Here is a 21,623-nt window from a genome sequence, read left to right as displayed (position 1 = left end):
GGCTCATGGCCGTTGACGTGCACTGGGAGTCCATCCACGAGGCGTGGGACGCCAACAATGTCGAGTTCCTTGTCGCGTTCTGCCCCACCGGCCGGCCCGCGGCGCGGCCGGAAGCAGACCTGCTCGAAGACTTCGGCGACGCCGCCGACGAGGTCAACGTGGAAGCCGAGGAACGCTGGCTCGACCACTCGCCGTTCATCGAGGATGCCGCAGACACCACCGCAGGCGGCGCGATCGCCCTGATGAACACCGCCGGGGACGACGGCGAGGTGCAAGCCTGCCTCCGCCAGCTCGCCGAACGCCTCACGCTTCAAGGCTGGGCCGGGCAGGTCCGCGGCGCCCCACCAGTCCACCCTCCCGGCTGGGCCACGTCCGTAGACGCCGTCGGCCGCGCCCTGGGACTGTTCCTCCGCTTCATACCCGCCGACACGAACGATCCAGAGCCCCGGCACGAGACCCTGTCCCGCCACGACCTCGCCACGCTGCGAGACCTCGCCGACCGCTGGGCCACCCGGCCGGCAACAAGCACCTACCTCACCCGCTCCATGTTCACCGACATCGCCCCGAGCCACGACCTCGGTGCGGAGTTCCTTCAGGCCGTCGAACGCCACAGGCGCGCAGGGCTGCAGTGGATCGACGACGAGCACCGCTCGACCACCACGATCGACCTCGGGTACGGAACCAGCGCGATCTTCGCGATCGCCTCACGCACCGAGACCTGGCACACCAGGCTCGACACGCTGACGCGGATCCTCCAAGACCTTGGGCCGCGCCTGGAAGTCGGCCTCATCGACACCGCCAACCCGATGCCCATCTCCTGGACCGACCTCAGGACCAGGCCGAACCCGGGCAGCGACCAGCTGAACTCGATCGACGACCTCGACGTCGCCCGCGAACACATCCCCGACGCCTACGGCCTGCAGGTCCTGACCAGCACCCACCTCGCCAAGGCGCACGACCTGTCCGCCTGGACCATCACCGACCTCGGAAACGAACGTCACCTCGTCCAGCATCCTGACCCGGCTGCCTGGTTCGCCCACCAAGACCCCGACCCTCAGGTCATTGCCGCAGCCCGTCACGACTTCGGCGACATCATCCTCACCCCCGAGCGCTACACCGCGATCCTCGATGCCAAGCGGCCGCCCAACCCAGCGGCGGCAGCTGAGGCCTGATCCCCGCTGAACCTGGCGGAGGTGCGAACCTTTCGCCCGCAGGTTCGTAGGAGCCGCGAGCTGGGCCTGCACCTGCACCACGTGCCCCTGCATCCCGACGAGCGAGACCCTCGGGTGGTCGCCGTCCCCATCAGGCCACCGACTCGAGGTGCTCGACGACCGCAGGCCCCTGGGGCTGCAGCGTCACCGCCACCACGTCGATCCGGATCGCTCCGAAGCGCGTGCGCACGTCCGGCAGCACCGCCACCGGACTGCCCGGCAGTGCTTCCTCGGCCAGTCGCGCCGCGGCGAGCCGCTCCCGGAACACGGTGAGCCACTGTCCGGTCAACCGCTTGATCCGCGCCAGCTTGCGCGGCGTGACCGCCTCGGCGGGATGCCCGAACCCGTGGCCCGACCGGGTCTTGACCTCGATCACCACGAGCACGTCACCGTCGAGCGCGACGATGTCGAGCTCTCCGTCCTTGCCGCGCCAGTTGGTGTCGAGCACCTCCCAGCCGCGCGACACCACGTGCCGCAGCGCTACGCGCTCGCCGTACCGGCCTACGCCGTCCTTCTTCGCCATCGCGTCCACCTCCGTGACCAACCATTGGTCACGGAGAGGCCGCCGGGCGGGGTGCATCGAGCAACCTGTGCACGGATCGACGTTCCACAGGCCCGGCGTCGTGCACGAAACGTTGCGGTCTCGTCAGGCGGGCCTGTCCCGGCCCCGAGGAACTTCGAACCCGACGCCGGATGCCTCGGGTCCGGTCACCCGGCCGGTACGGTGTCCACCCAGCCCACCGATCCGGCCCGGAACTGCTGGACCCGGGCAGTCACCTCGGCCGGTGGGACGACCTCGTCCTTCGTGAAGTAGACGTAGTCGACCTGCTCCAGATATTCGCGCGGCGTCCCGTCCGCGACCAGGCCACCGGCGATGAACCAGTGGTTGAAGCTGATCGACATCGACGTCTCCGGGTAGAACTCGTCGCCGTGGTCGGCCACCACCGTGCCGTCCAGGTAGTAGGTCACCCGGCCGCCGGCGACGTGGATCACGAGGTCGTGCCAACCGTCCAGGCTTGCCGAGACCGTGCCGTGGACGTTGTCCGCGAGCCACGGATCGGGCTGATAGGTCTCCCAGGTGGTCATGAACAGCGTCGGACCGGACTCGCCCCAGCCGCCGTTCGGCAGGTACTCGAAGTCGAGCTCGCCGTAGTCCGGGTCCATCGGCGCGTCCAGCGGCGTGATCGTGAAGAAGCTCTGGACGGTCTCGTCGCCGTCCGGGCCGCTGACCGGGGTGTCCGCGAAACGTACGCGGGCGGCATAGGTGCCCTCGGCGAACTTGCGCTGATGGGAGACCTCCGACTGCACGGTGGCGCCGGCGGGGCCCTCGGTGGACGCCTTGAGCTCCAGCACCTGGCCGCCGTCGGCGGTCGGGAACGAGACGTGGTCCCGCGACCACGCCGCGCCCGGCACGCCCGGGCCGCCACCGCCGGAACGGACGTACCAGCCGCGCTGGGCGAGGCGCGGGTCGCTCGGACCGCTGTAGCTGAAGTCGTCGAACAGCTCCGCCGTCGGTGCGGCGTCCTCCGGGATCGCCGTCCCGGCTACCAGTACCGCCGCTACGGATGTCGCCGCAAGGATCGCCGGGATGCGCATCTCTACCTCCGTTGGTAACCAAGATCTACCAATCGCGAGGCTGCCCGCTCCGGGAGTGCACGGTCAAGGCATCAGCCGGACAGTGGGTGAATCCCTTACCCGGACGGGAACGGGTCAGACGGACGACGTCAGAGCGACAGCTCCGCCTTCGCGAGCTCCTCGACGTTCACGTCCTTGAACGTCACCACGCGCACCGACTTCACGAAGCGCGCGGAACGGTAGACGTCCCACACCCAGGCGTCGGCGAGCCGCAGCTCGAAATACACCTCGCCCGCCGCGGACCGCACCTGCAGGTCCACCTGGTTGGCGAGGTAGAACCGGCGTTCGGTCTCCACCACGTAGGAGAACAGGCCCACCACGTCCCGGTACTCCCGATAGAGCGCGAGCTCCATCTCCGTCTCGTAGTTCTCGAGGTCTTCGGCGCTCACGACGACATCATCCCACCGACGCGGCAGTTCCGGGCAGGTTCCAGGATCTGCGGTGCTGCGGTGTCGGACCGTGCAGCCCCAGGGCGTCCATGTGGGCCTTGGCGCTGTACCCCTTGTTCTGGTCCCAGGCGTACTCCGGGTGCCGCTGCGCCAGCTCGACCAGGATCCCGTCCCGCTCCACCTTGGCCAGCACGCTGGCGGCAGCCACCGACGTGCAGGTCATGTCCGCCTTGATGAGCGTTCGGACGGCGGGGTCGCGCACCCCGTCGTCCGGGGCGTCCGCCGCCGCGAACAGGTCGAGCGAAGGGGTGGAGAGCCAGTCGTGCTTTCCGTCCAGCACGACGACGTCGACGTCGCCGCACATCAGGCGCACCTGGGCGAGCGCGCGCCGGCCGGCCAGCCGGAGTGCCGCGATGATCCCGACCTCGTCGATCTCCGCGGGACCCGCGTGGCCGACGCCCCAGGCCACCGCCCAGCGCCGTACCGCGGGCGCGATCGCCTCGCGCGCGGCCGGCGTCAGGAGCTTGGAGTCGGCGACGCCCTTGGGCCCGGTGCGCGTGGTGGCGTCGACCACCACGACGCCCACGCTGACCGGGCCCGCGAGGGCACCGCGCCCCACCTCGTCCATGCCCGCCACGAGGCGTGCGCCGGAGGCGAGCAGCGCCCTCTCGTGCCGCAGCGTGGGGACCGCGCGGACCACCTACTTCTCCGCGGGAGGCGCGTCCGGGACACCTGCGAAGACGTCGCTGGGGTTGCTGTGCCAGTTCAGCCGGTCGAGCGGCCACACGGTGGCGAACGCCGTCCCGACCACGTTGTCGACGGGTACGAACCCGCCGCCGGGCTTGCCGCGGTTCTTGCGGGAGTCCTGCGAGTTCTGCCGGTTGTCGCCCATCACCCAGAGCATGCCGTCGGGCACGGTGACCTCGAACTGGTCCTCGCTCGGGATCGACCCGGGCTTGATGTACGACGTCTCGTCGATGGGCGTGCCGTTCACCGACACGCGTCCCTCGGCGTCGCAGCACACGACCGTGTCACCAGGCAGCCCGATCAGGCGCTTGATGAGGTGGTCGCCGGTGTCCTGCGGCAGCAGGCCCACGGTGGTCAGGAACGACACCATGCCGTCGCCGACCGGTCCGCGCTCCGGCGGCACGTACGGCGGCAGCCAGTCCCCCGGGTCCACGAAGACGACGATGTCCCCGTGCTTCAGGTCGAACGGGCCGGGGGTCAGGCGCGACGCCATCACGCGGTCGCCCTGCGTCAGTGTGTCCTCCATGGACGCGCTGGGGATGTAGAACGGCTGCACCAGCAGCGTCTTGATGAGCCACGACAGGATCAGCGCGCTGACGACGATGATCCCGATCTCGCGGAGCATCGCGACGAAGCCGGACTGCTGCTTTCGCGGTTCACGACCGTGCGCGGCCCCGCCCTGTCGATGCGCCCCGCTGCTCTCCCACGGTTCTGCTGCGCTCAAGGGCGTCCCATCAATAGGGGTGGGCGGCGCCACCCGGTCGAAACTCGTCACGGGGTAACTCTGTCACCTCGGAGCGTCTGCAGCGAACATGGCTCGCGAGCGCACACGACCCCTGTCTCATATCCCCACAGAGACAGCCCCGCGGAGGCAGGTCACGTACGACGACGGCCGCCGCCCTCGAAGCTGAGGACGGCGGCCGATGCCGATGCTGTACTGCAGACGCGTCAGTTGTCGCGCTTCTCGCGGATCTTCGCCTTCTTGCCCCGCAGGTCGCGCAGGTAGTAGAGCTTCGCGCGACGGACGATGCCGCGGCTGACGACCTCGATGGACTCGATCGACGGCGCGTGCAGCGGGAACTTGCGCTCCACGCCGACACCGAAGCTGACCTTGCGGACAGCGAACGTCTCGCCGATCCCGCCGCCGTGGCGGGAGATGACGACGCCCTGGAAGGCCTGGACACGAGAGCGGTTGCCCTCGACGACCTTGACGTTCACCTTGACGGTGTCGCCGGCACGGAACTCCGGGATGTCGGACCGCAGCGAGGCTGCGTCGATCATGTCGAGCTTCTGCATTGTTCTCTCCGGGCCTGCCACAGGTCAGGCACGAATATCGTGGGCCCCGCCTCGGCCTGCTGGCCGTCGGGTCCCGGAAGGTTGTGGATGCTGGTGCGGCTTTACCCGGTCAGGGGCGGTTGCCCGCCCCGGCCGTCCCCTGTGGCAGAGACCTGACCGGCGACGCACCGAGGGGTAATTCTGCCACACGCACGTGCGAACCGGCTCCCGGAGCAGGTGTGACGTCGGGCAGGGGCGGCGTCAGGCCCGGGTCAGCCCGTCGGCGTCGTCCGGGCCGCGCACCCAGCCGAGCTCCGCGAGCAGCGCCAGGTCGTGCTTGTCCAGGCCCGTGACGTCGAGCGCGGCGATCATGTCCGGCCGCAGCCGCGCCGTCCGCTCCAGCGCACGGTCCCGGCGCCAGCGCTCGATCTTCGCGTGGTGCCCCGACACGAGCACCTCGGGGATCTCGAGGTCCGCCCACGACGGCGGCTTCGTGTACACCGGGTACTCCAGCAGCCCCGCGGCCCCGTGCGACTCCTCCACCAGGGAGTCGGGGTTGCCGACCATCCCGGGGATCAGCCGCGCCACTGCCTCGATCATGACCAGCGAGGCCACCTCGCCGCCGTTGAGCACGTAGTCGCCGATCGACAGCTCGTGCACCGTGACTCCGGCGTCCCGGTAGTGCTGCGCCACGCGCGCGTCGATGCCCTCGTACCGCCCGCACGCGAAGACGAGCTGCTCCGCCGACGCCAGGCTCTCGGCGTGCCGCTGCGTGAACACCTCGCCCGACGGCGTGGGGACGATCAGGTGCGCACCCGCCGCTCCGGTGCCCAGCACCTCGTCGATCGCGAGGCCCCAGATGTCGGGGCGCATGACCATGCCGGCTCCCCCGCCGAACGGGGTGTCGTCGACCGTGCGGTGCCGGTCGGCCGTCCAGTCGCGCAGGTCGTGCACCCGCAGGTCGAGCAGGCCGCGCTGCCGCGCCTTGCCCACGAGCGACAGGTCGAGCGCCGCCAGGTAGTCGGGAAAGATGGAGATGACGTCGACGCGCACGTCAGTCGTCTTCCCGGTCGACGATCGCGGCGTCGGCGTCGCGCGCCAGCAGCCCGGCGGGCGGGGTCACCACGACGCGACCACCCGCGACGTCGACCACGGGCACCATCGCCAGGACGAACGGGACCAGCGTGCGGACGGTGCCGCCGTCAGGCAGGGTCTCCTCGACCAGGAGCGACTCGTGCGCCGGCATGTACTCCAGGGAGATCACCGTGCCGACCACCGTGCCGTCCTCGAGCTCGACGCGCAGGCCCGCGAGCTCGTGCGGGTACCAGGCGTCCTCCTCGTCGGAGGTGTCCGCCTCGATGACGAGCTCGGTCCCGCGCAGGTTCTCGGCGGCGGTCCGGCCGCTGACCTCGGCGAACGTGACCAGCCACCGGCCCTGGTGCTCGCGCGCGTGCGTCACGGTCAGCGGCCCGATGTCGGCCGGGACCGTCTCGAGCCGCTCACCGATCGCGAGCCGGGTCTCCGGGTCGTCCGTGCGCACGTCGAGGGCTACCTCGCCCTTGAGCCCGTGCGCCTTGCTGACGCGGGCGACGGTCAGCTGCATGTGTCTCCTCGAAGAGTGAAGGTTGGGGGTCTCGACAGGCTCGACCGACGGTTCGGTCAGGGAACCAGCGAGGCCCGGTCCACGTTCGGACCGGGCCTCACCGTCGTGCAGAGCAGTCGTGCAGAGCAGGTATGCGCTCAGCGCCGGTCGACGTCCACGACGTCGACCCGCACCGGGCCCTCTGCGGCAAGCGCACCGATCACGGTGCGCAGCGCGCGAGCCGTGCGACCGCCTCGGCCGATGACTCGGCCGAGGTCGTCGGGGTGCACGCGGACCTCGAGCAGGTCACCACGGCGCAGCGTCTTCGCGGAGACGCGAACGTCCTCCGGGTTGTCCACGATGCCGCGCACCAGGTGCTCGAGGGCCTCCGAGAGCATCAGGCCTCGTCGCCCTCGGCCGGCGCAGCCGGAGCCTCAGCCTTGGCAGCAGCGGCCTTCTCGGCAGCCTTGGCCTTGGCCTTCTCTGCATCGGCGTTGACGGCCTCGATCGCGGCGGTGGCGTCGACCTTCTCGCCCTTGACGCGCAGGGTGCCCTCGGTGCCCGGCAGGCCCTTGAACTTCTGCCAGTCACCGGTCACCTTGAGCAGTGCCTCGACCTGCTCGGTCGGCTGTGCGCCGACGCCGAGCCAGTACTGTGCGCGCTCCGACTTGATCTCGATGAGCGACGGCTCCTCGGTCGGGTGGTACTTGCCGATCTCCTCGATCGCACGGCCGTCACGCTTGACGCGCGAGTCCATGACGACGACACGGTAGTACGGGGCCCGGATCTTGCCGAGGCGCTTGAGACGAATCTTGACAGCCACGAAGTGGATTCTCCTGTTGAATGGGGTGGTCCGAGCACCGCGACGTGGGGTGACGCGGTGGGTGGAACCGAGACACGGCCTGACCAGATGAGAGGGGTCGGGGCACGCCGAGTACCTGCACATTGTGCCAGACGGCGAGACGCGCCACCAACCGCGTTCGCGTCACACCCGCGCCGAGCTGTCAGACGTACAGGTCACCCAAGTGACCTGTACGTCTGACACCTCAGGAGGCGGTGCGGTAGATCGTGCCGCGCAGGACCACCGCCGTGGGGTGCCGCAGCACCTCGATGTCCTCGCGCGGGTCCGCCGGGTACACCACGAGATCGGCGCTGGAGCCCTCGACGACGGCCCCGAAGCCCAGGTAGTCGCGGGCCCGCCAGGACGCCATCGCCACGACCTCCGCCGCCGGGATGCCCGCGGCCACCAGCTCTGCGCATTCGTCGGCGATCCGGCCGTGGGAGATGGTTCCGCCCGCGTCGGTGCCCACCAGGAGCCGCACGCCCGCCTCGTGCAGGTCGCGCACCTGCTGGTAGCGGTTCGCGTACATGGCGCGCATCCGCGCCGCGTACACCGGGTACTTGCCGTCTGCCTGCGCCGCGATGCTCTCGAACTGGCCGACCTGCAGCAGGGTCGGTGTCACGGCGATCCCGCGTTCGGCGGCCGCTGCCATGTGCTCCGCGGTCATGCCGGTTCCGTGCTCGATACAGTCCACCCCGGCGGCCAGCAGTCCGTCGATCGTCTCGGTGGCGAAGGCGTGCACGGTGACCCGGGCGGCCTCGGCGTGCGCGACGGCGACCGCCTCCTTGAGCAGGTCCTCGGGCCACAGCGGCCGCAGGTCGCCATCCGCTCCGAGGGACCGGTCGATCCAGTCGCCCACGAGCTTGACCCAGCCGTCGCCACGGCGGGCCTGGGTACGCACCGCCTCGGGGAGCTGCTCGGGCGACTCGAGCTCGAGCCCGTAGTCGCGCAGGTACCGCTTGCGCAGCGCCAGGTGCATGCCCGAGCGCAGCAGGTGCGGCAGGTCGCCGCGATCGTGCACCCACGCGGTGTCCAGCGGCGAGCCGGCATCGCGGATCAGCAGCACTCCGGCGTCGCGGTCGGCCACCGCCTGCTTCTCAGCCTCGTCCTCGGGGACCGCGCCGTCGGCGGCCAGCCCGATGTGGCAGTGCACGTCCACCAAACCAGGCAACGCCCAGCCCTCCAGGACCCGCATGTTGGTGCCCTGCGCCGACGGGCGCGTCAGACTGACGCGACCCCCGCGGACCCAGATCTCCTCGGCCTCGCGGTCGTCACCCAGCAGGATGCGTCCGCGGATCACCGCGGTCGGACCTTCCAGCGCAGACATGCCGCTCCCTCGTTCTCCCCGACCGTGCTCTCCTCGAACGTGCTCTCCCCGGTCCGGCCCGGGAGATCACAGGCCACTCACCGGCCACTCACCGGCCCAGGAACTTCTCCAGGCCGGGCGGGAGCTCGATGTTGCTGAGGTCGGGCGCCGCGTCCTTCTTGGGCGCGACACCGAAGGCCGAGCCGGCCGGCGCCGACGGGGTGGTCGCGGGTCCGCCGCCGAGCGCGCGCTGCATGGCTTCCTGCTCCTGCTGGGCGCGCTTGGCCGGGTTCCCGGACTTGCCCTTCTTGCCCTTCTTCGGCGGGGCCGTCTTGCCGCGCGACTTCTTGCCCATGCCCATGCCGGGGCCGCCGGGCATCGCGGGCATCCCGCCGGGGCCCATGCCGCCGCCCTTCGACATCTGGCGCATCATCTTCTGGGCGTTCTCGAACCGCTCCAGGAGCTGGTTGATGGCCGTCGTCGTGGTGCCGGAGCCCTTGGCGATCCGGGCGCGGCGGGAGCCGTTGATGATCTTCGGGTTCTCGCGCTCGGCGGGCGTCATCGAGTGGATGATCGCCTCGATGCGACCCACCTCACGCTCGTCGAACTGGTCGAGCTGGTCGCGCATCTGGGCCATGCCCGGCAGCATGCCGAGCATCTTCTTCATCGAGCCCATGTTCTTCAGCTGCTGCATCTGCACCAGGAAGTCCGCGAGCGTGAAGTCCTGGCCGCTGGCGACCTTGGCCGCCATCTTCTCGGCCTCGCCGGCGTCGAACGCCTTCTCGGCCTGCTCGATCAGGGTGAGCACGTCTCCCATGTCGAGGATGCGGCTCGCCATGCGGTCGGGGTGGAAGACCTCGAAGTCCGTCAGCTTCTCGCCCGTGGACGCGAACATGATGGGCCGGCCGGTCACCTTGGCGACCGACAGGGCGGCACCACCGCGGGCGTCGCCGTCCAGCTTCGAGAGCACCACGCCGGTGAAGTCGACGCCGTCCGCGAAGGCCTTGGCGGTGTTCACCGCGTCCTGACCGATCATCGCGTCGATGACGAACAGGACCTCGTCCGGGTTCACCGCGGCGCGGATGTCCGAGGCCTGCTGCATCAGCACCTCGTCGATACCGAGGCGGCCGGCGGTGTCCACGATCACGACGTCGTGCTGGCGTTCCTTGGCATAGGCGACGCCGTCCCGCGCGACCCCCACCGGGTCGCCGATCAGCGGCGCGTCGGCCGCCGGGTCGTCGGCCACGGAGGTGTTGCCCGGGTGCGGCGCGAACACCGGCACGCCGGCGCGTTCGGCGACCACGGACAGCTGGGTCACGGCGTTCGGGCGCTGCAGGTCGGCGGCGACCAGCAGCGGTGTGTGGCCCTGCCCCTTCAGCGCGTGCGCGAGCTTTCCGGCCAGCGTCGTCTTACCGGCACCCTGCAGACCCGCGAGCATGATCACGGTGGGCGGTGTCTTGGACAGCGTGAGCGGGCGCGTGGCCCCGCCGAGGATGTCGACGAGCTCCTCGTTGACGATCTTGACGACCTGCTGGGCAGGGTTCAGCGCACCGGAGACCTCGGACGAGAGCGCGCGCTCGCGCACAGCGGCGGTGAACTCGCGCACCACGGGCACCGCGACGTCGGCGTCGAGGAGGGCGCGGCGGATCTCCCGCACGGTCGCGTCGATGTCCGCCTCGGAGAGACGGCCCCGCGCGCGCAGGTTCTTGAACGTCGAGGTAAGCCGGTCGGACAGGGAATTGAACACGCACATAGCCTAGGCGGTGTTTCGGAACTCGTCGGCATTCGACGGATAGACAGACAGTGGCTGAGCAACACGCAACATGTAGAACTGATGTCCGCACGGAACAAGCCTCTAACAGCTGTTCGCCGATGTTTGTCAGTGGCGGGTGGCAGAATGTTCGACATGCCCAGGCACACGTCGTTCCGGTTCTGTCTCGACCCGTCGGTCGAGCAGGAACACGTGCTGTCCCGGCACGTGGGGACGGCGAGGTTCGCGTTCAACCAGGCCCTGCGCCTGCACAAAGACGCCCGTGCCGCCGAGCGCGTGCAAGGCCGGGACTCCGCGCCCGGAGTCGGGTCCGACGATCACCCCGGGCGTGGCGTCTCTGGCACCGTCCATGTGCCGTGGACGGGGTTCGATCTGATCAACGAGTTCAACAAGTGGAAGCGTTCCGAGGCTGCTGGGCGCCGGTTCCTCGTCGGCCCAACCGGGATGACACAGGTCCAGGTGACGGGTCTGGTCTGGCAGGGCCGCGTGCTGGCGCAGGTGTTCGAGGAAGCCTGCGTCGACCTCGGCCGTGGGCTGAAGGCGTTCGCCGACTCCCGCACGGGCACCCGGAAGGGACCGAAGGTCGGGTTCCCCCGGTTCAGGAAGAAGCGACCGACGGGTGGGTCGTTCCGGATCCGTAACAAGACCAACAAGGGGCGGGCCAGCGTTCGTGTCGGGGACGGGGAGCACGTCCGGTCGGTGACCCTGCCGAAGATCGGCATCCTGCGGGTACGGGAGGACACCCGGCGGCTGCGCCGGATGATCGCCAAGGATCGTGCCCGGGTCCTGTTCGTGACCGTGTCCCGGGGTGCGAGCCGGTGGTGGATCTCCATCACCGTCGAGGCCGCTGACCTGCACCCTGCTCGGCGACACATACCACCGCCTGCCGAGTCCCCGCACGGTGAGTCCCCGCAGGGCGAGAACCGTTGGGTGGGTGTAGATCGCGGCCTGCATGCCCTGGCCGTCGCGGGCTCGTCTGACGGCGTCGAGGTGGTCCGTCTGAACAACCAGCGGGCCTTCCGGCGTGGCCTGCCGCGCCTACGTCGCCTGTCCAAAGCTGTGTCCCGGAAGAAGAAGGGATCGAAGAACCGCAAGGAAGCTGTCGTTCGTCTGGGACGGCAGCATGCCCGGATCCGTGACCGTCGTCGCCATGTGCTGCATCAGGTGTCCAACCAGCTGGTCAAGAACCACGACAAGCTGGTCCTGGAAGACCTGAACATCACCGGCATGACGAGCAACCGCAAGCTCTCCCGTGCCATCTCGGATGCGGCGTGGGGCGAGCTCGCCCGGCAGATCAGGTACAAGCAGGGCTGGCGCGGCGGCCAGGTCGTGGTCGCGGACCGGTGGTTCCCGTCGTCAAAGACCTGCTCGTCCTGCGGCACTCTGCGTAAGGACTTGACGCTCAAGGACCGCACCTTCGAGTGTGGTCAGTGCGGGCTTGTGATGGATCGGGATCTGAATGCCGCAGTGAACCTCGCCGCCTGGGCCGAGAACCACACCCCACCCGTCACAGACGGTGCGGGGAGTGGTGTTGCTCGGGTCGGGGACCGTCAAGCAGCCGGCCCCGTCACCAACGCCCACTGACAGAACACCCCCACCCACCCCGGCCCGTTGGGTCGTGGCGGTAAGGGGCTGGAGGACATGGGAACCAGCCAGACCGCACCAGCGGCCTGACATCGGACGCCCGAGAAGGGCGGTGTCCAGAAGCCATATGACTTCTGAAACACGCCGCAATCGAAAGGGATCACCGGTCGTTCATCCGGGCAGCAGTGGACGGGCCCGCTCCGTGAGCCCGTCCACGAGGCTCGCCCGCCAGCCCGTCCAGTGCTTCGGGCCAAGGGACGTCGTGTCCGCCTCGGTCAGGGCGCGCAGCACGTCGAGCAGGTCGCGCCGGTGGTCCACGGCGTCCAGGAGGGTGGCAAGCGTGGCCGGGTCGTCGGGGTCGGCGGTGGTGGCCAGGTCCGCGAGCGTGAGGTGGTGCCGCACGAGCCGCGTGACGTCGTCGACCACCTGGGGCTCGAAGCCTGCGCGCGTCAGGATGCCCGGCACGAGCCGGGCCCCCTCCACGGAGTGGTCCGCCGCACCGCGCACCTTGCCGATGTCGTGCAGCAGCGCGGCGAGCAGCAGCAGGTCGCCCGACGTCGTCCCAGGGTGCGCGCCGGTGCCGGACGCCAGCTCCGGCAGGTGGCGGCGCAGCTTCGCCGCCACGGCAGCCGTCTCGACGAGGTGCCTGTCCACCGTGTGCCGGTGGATCGCCGCGCGCTGCGGCCGGTTGCGCACGTCCGCCCATTCCGGGATCCAGGAGGTGACCACCCCGGCGAGGTCGAGCGCCTCCCACACCGGGACCTGCGCCTGCCCGGCTGCGAGCAGCGCGAGCAGGCTCTCGCGCGCGGCAGCGGGCCACGGTTCGGGCAGGGGCGGGCACTGCTCGAGGCTCCGGATGGTCACGGGCGACAGCACGAGCCCGGTCCTGGCAGCGGTCGCGGCGGCCCGCAGCGGCAGGAGCGGGTCCTCGGCCGGGCGTATGCCGACGCCGAGCACGAGCTCGCCGTCGTGCTCGACCAGACCGTCGCCCACCGAGCGGAGGCGCGGCGGCGTGCGCCGTCCGCGCACCCACAGGGGCTTGCCGACACCCACCGGGCGCGACAGGGCCTGCCGCGCGCCGCGCACCGTCATGTCGAGCGCGTAGGAGATGACCCGACCCGCCTCGGCGAGGCTCGCCAGCAGCTCGTCGCCGTCGTCGTACCCGGTGAGCTCGGCGACCTCCTCGAGATCGGCCAGCAGCAGGCGGCTGGTGCGTCGCCGCGTCACCACCTGCAGGGTGTCGCGCACGTCGAGCAGGTGCGTGTAGGACGCGTCCACCGCGCCGTGCGGACGGTCGGTGAGCCAGGTGGCGGCGAGCGCGGACAGCAGGACGGCGTCCCGCATGCCGCCGCGCGCCTCCTTGAGGTCGGGCTCGATGAGGTACGCGAGCTCCCCCGCCCGCTGCGCGCGGTCCCGGGTGGACGAGATCAGCTCGGGCAGCCGCCGCCGCGCGGCGGCACGCCAGTCGGTGAGCACGGCAGAGGCGGCACGGTGCACGACGACGGCGTCGCCGGCCACCGCGCGCACGCTCAGCCAGCCGATCACCGCCGGCAGGTCGCTCGCCGCGACCTGCCGGGACTGGCTCAGGGAGCGCACCGCGTGGTCGATGTCCACGCCCGAGTCCCACAGCGGGTACCAGAGGCGTTCGGCCACCTGCTGCAGCTCTTTCGGACCGTGGGTCCGCCCGTCGTGCACGAGCACGAGGTCGAGGTCGCTCAGGGGCCCGAGCTCGCCCCGACCGAGGCTGCCGACCGCCGCGAGGGCGATACCCGACGGCTCCACGTCCCTGGTCGCCTCCGCGAACAAGGAGCCGAGCCGGTCGGTGACCCGCTGCCCGACGGCGGACCGCCGGGCCAGGCCCGAACGGCCCGGACCGGTCAGGTCCGCGGCGATGGTGAGGAGCTCGTCGCGGAGGCCCCGCACCCCAGGGGTGGGGTACGGGGCCTCCGGCTGCTCCCTGGCACCCTCGGGTGCCGGGTCACTGGTCATACGTCGGCAGACACTCCCGTCAGAGGGCGGAGTCGCCGTGCTCGCCGGTGCGTACGCGGGCGACGTCGTCGACCGTCACCACCCACACCTTGCCGTCACCGATCTTGCCGGTCTGGGCCGCGCCGACGATCGCGTCGGTCACCGCGGTGACGTCCGCGTCCGTGACCAGGACCTCGATGCGGACCTTCGGCACCAGGTCGACGGTGTACTCGGCACCGCGGTAGACCTCGGTGTGGCCCTTCTGCCGGCCGTAGCCGCTGGCCTCGCTCACGGTCATACCGCGAACCCCCGCACCCTCCAACGCCGTCTTCACGTCGTCGAGACGGTGGGGCTGGATGACACCCGTGACGAGCTTCATGCGCGTACCTCCTTGAGAGTCGGCTGCTGCACCGTGGTCACGGTCAGCGCACCTCGGTGATCGTAGAGCCGGAGTTCTCGTATGCGGTCTCACCGTGGACGGCGAGGTCGATGCCGCTGACCTCTGCCTCCTCGGAGATGCGCCAGCCCAGGGTGAACTTGAGGGCGTAGGCGATGATCGCGGTGACGACGGCGCTGAAGACGATGGCGACGAGCGCTGCGACGATCTGGGTGATCAGCTGTGTGAAGCCACCACCGTAGAACAGACCGTTGAGCGCGCCCTCCGGGTACCAGGTGCCGAAGTTCGCGACGGCCGCTTCGTCACCGGTGGCGAAGAAGCCGAGCAGCACGGTGCCGACGAGGCCACCGACCAGGTGCACACCGACGACGTCGAGCGAGTCGTCGAAGCCGAACTTGAACTTCAGGCTGACGGCCAGGGCGCAGAGGATACCTGCGACGAGGCCGATGGCGATCGAGCCGAAGGTGTCGACCGCCGCGGCGGCCGGGGTGATGGCGACCAGACCGGCCACGACACCCGATGCGGCACCGAGGGTGGTCGGCGCGCCGTCACGAAGCTTCTCGGTGGCCATCCAGGCCAGCATCGCGACACCGGTCGCGACGAGGGTGTTCAGCCAGGCGCGGCCGGCGGTGCCGTCGGCGGCGAACTCCGAGCCGGCGTTGAAGCCGAACCAGCCGAACCAGAGCAGGGCCGCACCGAGCATGACGAACGGCAGGTTGTGCGGACGCATCGCCTCGGTACCGAAGCCCTTGCGCTTGCCGATGACGAGTGCCAGCACGAGGCCGGCCACACCGGCGTTGATGTGCACCACGGTGCCGCCGGCGAAGTCGATCGGGACCGACAGCGCGGTCGCGACGGGGCCGTCGGCGCCGAGCAGGCCGCCACCCCACACCATGTGCGCGACGGGGCTGTAGACCAGCGTCACCCAGAGGGCGGCGAAGACGAGCCAGGTGCCGAACTTGACGCGGTCTGCGATCGCGCCGGAGATGAGGGCGACCGTGATGATCGCGAAGGTCGCCTGGAACGCCGCGGCGACCGTCGCCGGGACACCAGCCGAGAACATTAGCGAGTCGGCGTCCGTGATCGCGAGGCCGAAGTAGTCGGCGGGGTTGCCGATGATGCCACCGATGTCCGACCCGAAGGTCAGCGAGTAGCCGTAGAGCACCCAGATCAGACCGGCCACGCCGATCGAGCTGAAGCTCATCATCATCATGTTGAGGACGCTCTTGCCGCGCACCATGCCGCCGTAGAAGAACGCCAGGCCAGGCGTCATCAGCAGCACGAGCGAGGAGGCGGTGATTATCCAGGCAGTGTTTCCACTGTCCAGAGCAAACTCTTCCATCAGTTGCCTCTCTCCCCGGACCGGTCCTGGTGACTCGGCCCACCGCGACTACCGTCGCGGGAAGCGGTTACGCGCGACCTGCATCGAGGTTACGAATGCGTGACGCAGACGGGCAGCATGTAAACGTCTCATTTCGCGTCCGGGTTGGGCGAATTTTCCGACCGAACCGTGATCCGCGCGATATTTCACGGCCATGCGTTTGTAACGTCCCGCTCACATGGCATTCTCACCTGTTGGACAGTCGTCCATTCCAGAGGGCTTCAGCGGGCAATTACTGATGAGGAATCAGCCCAGGATTCCGTCGACGAACTCCTCCACGTCGAACGGCGCCAGGTCGTCCGAGCCCTCGCCGAGGCCGATGAGCTTGACCGGGACGCCGAGCTCCCGCTGCACCTGGACGACTATGCCGCCCTTGGCGGTGCCGTCGAGCTTGGTCAGCACGATGCCCGTGACCCCGGCGACCTCCGCGAAGACGCGCGCCTGGGAGAGACCGTTCTGGCCAGTGGTCGCGTCCAGCACCAGCAGCACCTCGCTCGGCGCGGCGACCTTGCTGGAGACCCGCACGATCTTCCCGAGCTCGTCCATGAGGCCCGCCTTGTTCTGCAGGCGTCCGGCGGTGTCCACCAGCACGACGTCGATCTTCTCGTCGCGTCCGCGCGCGACCGCCTCGAACGCCACCGACGCCGGGTCGGCACCCTCACGGTCGGAGCGCACGGTGGGCACGCCCACCCGGTCGCCCCAGGTGGTGAGCTGGTCCGCCGCCGCCGCCCGGAAGGTGTCGGCGGCGCCGAGCACGACGCTGCGGCCGTCGGCCACCAGCACACGGGCGAGCTTGCCGACCGTCGTCGTCTTGCCCGTGCCGTTCACGCCCACCACGAGGGTCACGGCAGGGAGGTGCGTGCCGTCGTCGGCGGTGGTCGGCTCGGTCCGCAGCGTGCGGTCGAGGGCCGGGTCCAGGAGCGCCACGAGCTCGGAGCGGAGCAGGTCGCGCACCGCGGCGGGCTCCCGCACGCCCAGCACCCGGACCTTGGTACGCAGCGCCTCCAGCAGCTCCGTGGTGGGACCGGCCCCGACGTCCGCGAGAAGCAGCTCCTCCTCGATCTCGTCCCAGTCGTCCTCGGTGAGCGAGTCCCGGGACAGCACGGACAGCAGCCGGGCGCCCAGGGGCGACCCGGAGCGCGCGAGGCGGTCGCGCAGCCGCACCAGGCGGCCGGCGGTGGGGGCAGGGGTCTCGACTGTCGCTTCGCGGGTCGGGCTCGGCGCCTCGCGGGTCGGGCTCGGCGAGACCTCGGGCTCGACCGCGACCTCCGGCTGGCGTTCAACCGTCGCCTGGCCGCCACCCTGGTCCTCGGCGCGCCTCCGGCGTCGGGCCACGAGGAGGCCGGCGATACCGCCACCACCCGCGAGGACGACGACGGCGGAGATGATCTCGATCCAGGGAAGCTCGTTCACGCCCCAGATTCTTCCATCCCGCGGACGGCGGCGCGGCAGCCGCCGTCCGCGGCCGCTCGGGGCCGCCGGCCGGCAGCCGTTCTTAGGCTTGCCTAATCACGAGTGTAGGGTGACGTGGCCGTGCCACTTTCATCCAGGACACAGAGGAACACCACCATGCCCCGCGCTCTCTCAGCGACCGTCGCCACCCTGGCCCTCGGCGCCGTCCTCCTCACCGGCTGCGGTGCTGCCGACGAGGGCGGCGACGGCGACAACCAGTCCAACGTCGCCACCGGCCAGGAGGGGTTCGACGACGTCCGGAAGCTCGCCGCACAGCTCGGCACCGACGCCGCACCCGGTGAGTTCCCCCGCGCGGTGCGCAACCTCGTGGCCAACGAAGAGGTCGGCGAGACCGTCATCCCCGCCAAGCCGGAGCGCGTCGTCGTGCTCGACACGGGCGAGCTCGACAACATGGCGTCCCTCGGCATCGAGCCCGTGGGCATCGCCCACCCCGCCGACGTCGGCATGGCTCCCGACTACCTGGAGGTGGGCGACGCCGTGGACCTGGGCCCGTACGACGCCCTGGACCTCGAGCAGATCAAGAACCTCGAGCCGGACCTGATCCTCGGCACGTCGCTCCGGATCGACGACGACAACCTCAAGCGTCAGCTGCAGGACATCGCGCCGACCGTCCTCGCGCCCCGCCCCGGCGTGCTCTGGAAGGAGAACTTCCTGCTCAACGCCGCCGCCGTCGGCGAGGAGGAGAAGGCGCAGGAGCTGCTGACCGACTACGAGACGCGCGCGACGGAGGTCGGGGCCGAGGTCACCGAGGCGAACGGCGGCACGGCGCCCACCATCTCGATGCTGCGCTTCATGGCCGGCCAGATCCGGCTGTACGCCAACGACTCGTTCATCGGCATCATCCTCGCCGACGCCGGCCTGCCCCGGCCGGAGACCGAGGACATCGCGGACCTCGCCGTGGAGATCTCCGCCGAGGAGATCACGCTCGCCGAGGGCGACTGGCTGCTGTGGGGCACCTACGGCCAGGCCGACGCCACCGAGCAGGCGGCAGTGGTCGACGGCCCCCTCTGGGACCAGGTCCCCGCGGTGGCGAACGGCGGCGTCGTGCGCGAGGTGGCGGACGAGACCTGGTACCTGGGTCTGGGTGTGACGGGGGCCGGCCTGGTCCTCGACGACCTGGAAGCCGTCGCCGCCGACCAGCGGTGAGCGCACCCCGGACCGTCGCGGCGAGCAGGACGGCGCTCGCCGCCGTCCTGCTGGTCACGCTCGTCCTGCTGATCGCCGCCGTGCTGGCCGGCGTCACGGTGGGCACGCGGGTCCTGTCCCCCGCCGAGACCATCGCCGGGCTGCTGGGGCACGACGGCATCGCCGCGACCGTGATCTGGGAGCTGCGACTGCCCCGGACCCTGCTCGGCCTGCTCGTCGGCTCGGCGCTGGGCGTCGCCGGGGTGCTCGCGCAGGCCGTCACCCGCAACCCCCTGGCCGACCCCGGCCTGCTCGGCATCTCCGCGGGCGGCGCCGTGGCGGTCGTGGCGGGCAGCGCGTTCCTCGGCCTCGGGGCGGGGACACCCCGCGTGCTGCTGGCGCTGGCCGGCGCCGCACTGGCGACCGCCGCCGTCTACCTGTTCGCGAGCCGGTCGCCGGAAGGACTGACGCCGGTGAACATGACGCTCGCCGGGATGGCCATGACGGCGTTCCTCGGCGCCGCCGTCTCGGCGACGGTCCTGCTCAACGCCTCCACCATGGACCAGTACCGGTTCTGGGTGGTGGGTGCCCTGAGCCTGCCCGATCCCGCGGTGCTGCTCCCCGCGATCCCGCCGGCGGTCGCGGGCGGCGTCGTGGCCGTGGTCGTCTCCGGCTCGCTCAACGCCCTGGCCCTCGGGGACGACACGGCGGCCGCCCTCGGCGTGGCTGTCGTGCGGACCCGGCTGCTGGCCGGGGCAGCGGTCGTGCTCCTCTCGGGCACCGCCGTCGCGCTGGCCGGCCCGATCGCCTTCGTGGGCCTGGTCATCCCGCACGTCGCCCGGGCCCTGGTCGGGACCGACGTGCGGCGGGTGCTCGCGCTCTCGGCACTGCTCGGACCCCTGCTGCTGGTGACCGCCGACGTGGTCGGACGGCTGGTCGCACGCCCGGCGGAGGTACAGGTCGGCGTCGTCACCGCGCTGCTCGGTACGCCCTTCTTCATCTGGCTGACCCGGCGCGCGAAGGAGCGTTCCCGATGATCGCCGCCCCGCCCCGCCGGCCCGTCCGGACGGTGCGCACCCTGCTGCCCCGACTGCTGCCCCGACTGCTGCCCCGGCCCCGGCCGCGCCGACGGGTGGTCGTCGCGGTGCTCGGGACGCTGCTGTTCCTCGCGCTCGTGGCCGCGACCGCCCTGAGCCTGGGCGACGAACCGACGACGCCCGCCGCCCTGTGGGCGGCGCTCCAGGGACACGGGCCGGAGAACACCGTCTACGCGGTGCTCGAGGTCAGACTCCCCCGGGTCGCCCTGGCCGTCGTCGTCGGTGCCGCGTTCGGGGTCTCCGGCGGACTGAGCCAGAGCGTGCTGCGCAACCCGCTGGCCAGCCCGGACGTGCTCGGCATCAGCGCGGGCGCCTCGGTCGCCGTGGTGGCCGTCATCGCGGTCGGCTCGCTGGGCGGTCCGGTCGGCATCGTTCCCGTCCCGGTCGCGGCCCTGGCGGGCGGTCTCGCCGCCGCCGGGCTGATCGCGCTGCTCGCCCGGGACGGTGCCCTGCGCGGCAGGCGCATCCTCCTGGTCGGCATCGCGCTGTCCGCGGCGCTCACGGCGCTGACCCAGTTCCTGCTGACCCGGATCGACGTCTACGACGCGCAGCGCTCGGCGGCCTGGCTCACCGGCAGCCTGAACGCGCGCGGCTGGGGCGAGGCCGTGCCCGTCGTCGTCGGCGTGGCGCTGCTGCTGCCCGCCGCGCTGGTGCTCGCCCACACCAACCGTGCGCTCCTGTTCGAGGACGACGTCGTGGCCGGGTGGGGCGTCCGGCCGGGCGCCGCCCGGGCGGCCCTCCTGGTGATCGCGGTGCTGCTCGCCGCCCTGGCGACGTCGGCCGCCGGGCCGGTCGCGTTCGTCGCGCTGGTCTCCGGGCAGGTGGCCCGCCGGCTGGCCGCCGTCCCCGACATCCCGCCGGTGCTGGCGGGCGCCGCCGGTGCCTCCCTCGTGCTCGTGGCGGACACCGTCGCGCGCACGGCGCTGCCGTTCCAGCTCCCCGTCGGCGTGCTGACCGCCCTGGTCGGCGCGCCCTACCTGCTGTACCTGCTGCAGCGTCGCCGCTCGACGAGAGGTACTCCCTGATGAACACGGCCATCGCGTCCGACGCCCGCCTGCGGGCGGACCGCGTGACCCTCGGCTACGGCGACCGGACCGTCGTGCGCACGCTGTCGCTCGACGTGCCCGACCAGCAGGTCACGGTCGTCGTCGGGCCGAACGCCTGCGGCAAGTCCACGCTGCTGCGCGGGCTGGCCCGGCTCATGCCGCCCGCGAGCGGCACGGTGCTGCTGGACGGCAAGGCGATCGCCGACCGGCCCACCAGGGAGGTGGCCCGCGTCATGGGCATGCTGCCCCAGTCGCCGGTCTCGCCCGAGGGCATCACCGTGCGCGACCTCGTCTCGCGGGGGCGCCACCCGCACCAGAGCTGGTGGCACCAGTGGGGCGAGGCGGACACGGAGGCCGTGACGGACGCGCTGCGCGCCACGGGTACCGAGGACCTCGCCGCGCGGGACGTGGACGAGCTGTCCGGCGGGCAGCGCCAGCGGGCCTGGATCGCCATGGCAGTCGCCCAGCGGACGGACCTGCTGCTCCTGGACGAGCCGACCACCTACCTGGACATGGCCCATCAGCTGGACGTCCTCGAGCTGGTCGCCACGCTCAACCGGGACCGGGCGCGGACGGTCGTCATGGTGCTGCACGACCTCAACCTCGCCTGCCGGTACGCGCACCACATCGTCGCCATGCGCGACGGCGAGATCGTCGCGGAGGGCTCTCCCGCCGAGGTGGTCACCGCCGACCTGCTGCGCGAGGTGTTCTCCGTGGAGGCGTCGATCCTCACCGACCCGCTGAACGGCACGCCCGTGATCGTTCCCCACCGGACGGTGCAGCCCTGACCGATGT

General features: G+C 71.0%; 22 protein-coding genes. 6 read left to right on the top strand and 16 right to left on the bottom strand.

What is annotated here, in order from left to right:
• Positions 1–5: 5 nt before the first annotated feature.
• Positions 6–1,172 (top strand): hypothetical protein, encoded by a 1,167-nt coding sequence (locus tag ACQEVI_RS20755; RefSeq protein WP_432902274.1) that lies wholly within the window; start codon positions 6–8, stop codon positions 1,170–1,172.
• A 130-nt stretch (positions 1,173–1,302) separates the two neighbouring features.
• On the opposite strand, the gene ACQEVI_RS20750 is transcribed toward ACQEVI_RS20755, so the two are convergent.
• From ACQEVI_RS20750 to ffh, 12 genes are all read right to left on the bottom strand, one after another.
• A complete protein-coding gene (locus tag ACQEVI_RS20750; protein ID WP_432902272.1) occupies positions 1,303–1,734 on the bottom strand; it encodes a YraN family protein in 432 nt (143 codons plus the stop codon).
• 185 nt (positions 1,735–1,919) lie between these two features.
• Complete coding sequence (locus tag ACQEVI_RS20745) at positions 1,920–2,807, bottom strand: glycoside hydrolase family 16 protein (protein WP_432902270.1); 888 nt, start codon at positions 2,805–2,807, stop codon at positions 1,920–1,922.
• Between the two features lie 128 nt (positions 2,808–2,935).
• The gene (locus ACQEVI_RS20740) at positions 2,936–3,235 is read right to left on the bottom strand and encodes a DUF2469 domain-containing protein (protein WP_116674488.1); all 300 of its coding nucleotides are present in this window, start codon (positions 3,233–3,235) and stop codon (positions 2,936–2,938) included.
• A 7-nt stretch (positions 3,236–3,242) separates the two neighbouring features.
• Entirely contained in the window at positions 3,243–3,935 is a 693-nt protein-coding gene (locus ACQEVI_RS20735) for a ribonuclease HII (RefSeq protein ID WP_432902268.1), read from the bottom strand.
• Positions 3,936–4,757 (bottom strand): signal peptidase I, encoded by an 822-nt coding sequence (lepB, locus tag ACQEVI_RS20730; protein ID WP_432902266.1) that lies wholly within the window; start codon positions 4,755–4,757, stop codon positions 3,936–3,938.
• Between the two features lie 173 nt (positions 4,758–4,930).
• The gene (gene rplS / locus ACQEVI_RS20725) at positions 4,931–5,278 is read right to left on the bottom strand and encodes a 50S ribosomal protein L19 (protein WP_116674485.1); all 348 of its coding nucleotides are present in this window, start codon (positions 5,276–5,278) and stop codon (positions 4,931–4,933) included.
• Between the two features lie 240 nt (positions 5,279–5,518).
• On the bottom strand, positions 5,519–6,310 hold the full coding sequence (trmD, locus tag ACQEVI_RS20720; RefSeq protein WP_432902263.1) for a tRNA (guanosine(37)-N1)-methyltransferase TrmD: 792 nt from the start codon (positions 6,308–6,310) through the stop codon (positions 5,519–5,521).
• Position 6,311: 1 nt separating this feature from the next.
• A complete protein-coding gene (rimM, locus tag ACQEVI_RS20715; RefSeq protein WP_432902261.1) occupies positions 6,312–6,860 on the bottom strand; it encodes a ribosome maturation factor RimM in 549 nt (182 codons plus the stop codon).
• Between the two features lie 137 nt (positions 6,861–6,997).
• Positions 6,998–7,237 carry an RNA-binding protein gene (locus ACQEVI_RS20710; protein WP_116674482.1) on the bottom strand — a complete coding sequence of 80 codons (240 nt, stop codon included), beginning with the start codon at positions 7,235–7,237 and terminating at the stop codon, positions 6,998–7,000.
• On the bottom strand, positions 7,237–7,662 hold the full coding sequence (gene rpsP / locus ACQEVI_RS20705) for a 30S ribosomal protein S16 (protein WP_432902259.1): 426 nt from the start codon (positions 7,660–7,662) through the stop codon (positions 7,237–7,239). Before rpsP ends, ACQEVI_RS20710 begins: the two co-directional genes overlap by 1 nt.
• Before the next feature lie 223 nt (positions 7,663–7,885).
• On the bottom strand, positions 7,886–9,007 hold the full coding sequence (locus ACQEVI_RS20700; RefSeq protein ID WP_432902257.1) for an amidohydrolase family protein: 1,122 nt from the start codon (positions 9,005–9,007) through the stop codon (positions 7,886–7,888).
• An 88-nt stretch (positions 9,008–9,095) separates the two neighbouring features.
• A complete protein-coding gene (gene ffh, locus ACQEVI_RS20695) occupies positions 9,096–10,733 on the bottom strand; it encodes a signal recognition particle protein (protein WP_432902255.1) in 1,638 nt (545 codons plus the stop codon).
• Between the two features lie 159 nt (positions 10,734–10,892).
• On the opposite strand from ffh, the gene ACQEVI_RS20690 reads away from it, so the two are divergent.
• Positions 10,893–12,341 (top strand): RNA-guided endonuclease InsQ/TnpB family protein, encoded by a 1,449-nt coding sequence (locus tag ACQEVI_RS20690; RefSeq protein WP_432902253.1) that lies wholly within the window; start codon positions 10,893–10,895, stop codon positions 12,339–12,341.
• 171 nt (positions 12,342–12,512) lie between these two features.
• Here the strand turns inward: ACQEVI_RS20690 and ACQEVI_RS20685 are convergent, their stop codons facing one another.
• The 4 genes from ACQEVI_RS20685 to ftsY all read right to left on the bottom strand — a co-directional run bounded on the left by ACQEVI_RS20685 (position 12,513) and on the right by ftsY (position 17,500).
• Positions 12,513–14,330: an HD domain-containing protein gene (locus tag ACQEVI_RS20685; RefSeq protein WP_432902251.1), complete on the bottom strand. Its 1,818-nt coding sequence runs from the start codon at positions 14,328–14,330 to the stop codon at positions 12,513–12,515.
• A 19-nt stretch (positions 14,331–14,349) separates the two neighbouring features.
• Positions 14,350–14,688 carry a P-II family nitrogen regulator gene (locus tag ACQEVI_RS20680; protein WP_116674478.1) on the bottom strand — a complete coding sequence of 113 codons (339 nt, stop codon included), beginning with the start codon at positions 14,686–14,688 and terminating at the stop codon, positions 14,350–14,352.
• 43 nt (positions 14,689–14,731) lie between these two features.
• Entirely contained in the window at positions 14,732–16,048 is a 1,317-nt protein-coding gene (locus ACQEVI_RS20675; RefSeq protein WP_432902248.1) for an ammonium transporter, read from the bottom strand.
• 285 nt (positions 16,049–16,333) lie between these two features.
• Positions 16,334–17,500 carry a signal recognition particle-docking protein FtsY gene (gene ftsY, locus ACQEVI_RS20670; RefSeq protein WP_432902247.1) on the bottom strand — a complete coding sequence of 389 codons (1,167 nt, stop codon included), beginning with the start codon at positions 17,498–17,500 and terminating at the stop codon, positions 16,334–16,336.
• A gap of 156 nt (positions 17,501–17,656) precedes the next feature.
• Here ftsY and ACQEVI_RS20665 point away from each other — a divergent pair, with 156 nt between their 5' ends.
• The 4 genes from ACQEVI_RS20665 to ACQEVI_RS20650 are packed head-to-tail and all read left to right on the top strand — an operon-like array spanning position 17,657 to position 21,616.
• Positions 17,657–18,706, top strand: coding sequence for an ABC transporter substrate-binding protein (locus ACQEVI_RS20665; protein ID WP_432902245.1), 1,050 nt, complete (start codon positions 17,657–17,659; stop codon positions 18,704–18,706).
• Positions 18,703–19,722, top strand: coding sequence for a FecCD family ABC transporter permease (locus tag ACQEVI_RS20660; protein WP_432902243.1), 1,020 nt, complete (start codon positions 18,703–18,705; stop codon positions 19,720–19,722). Before ACQEVI_RS20665 ends, ACQEVI_RS20660 begins: the two co-directional genes overlap by 4 nt.
• Complete coding sequence (locus tag ACQEVI_RS20655; protein ID WP_432902241.1) at positions 19,719–20,807, top strand: FecCD family ABC transporter permease; 1,089 nt, start codon at positions 19,719–19,721, stop codon at positions 20,805–20,807. The genes ACQEVI_RS20660 and ACQEVI_RS20655 overlap by 4 nt, the downstream gene beginning before the upstream one ends.
• The gene (locus ACQEVI_RS20650) at positions 20,807–21,616 is read left to right on the top strand and encodes an ABC transporter ATP-binding protein (RefSeq protein WP_432902239.1); all 810 of its coding nucleotides are present in this window, start codon (positions 20,807–20,809) and stop codon (positions 21,614–21,616) included. Before ACQEVI_RS20655 ends, ACQEVI_RS20650 begins: the two co-directional genes overlap by 1 nt.
• Positions 21,617–21,623 lie beyond the last annotated feature (7 nt).

Origin of the sequence: Promicromonospora sp. CA-289599 (assembly GCF_050936155.1) — a bacterium.
Taxonomy (GTDB): Bacteria; Actinomycetota; Actinomycetes; order Actinomycetales; family Cellulomonadaceae; genus Promicromonospora.
Note: the sequence above shows the minus strand (reverse complement) of the source record. Positions and strands in the feature narration are given on the sequence as shown.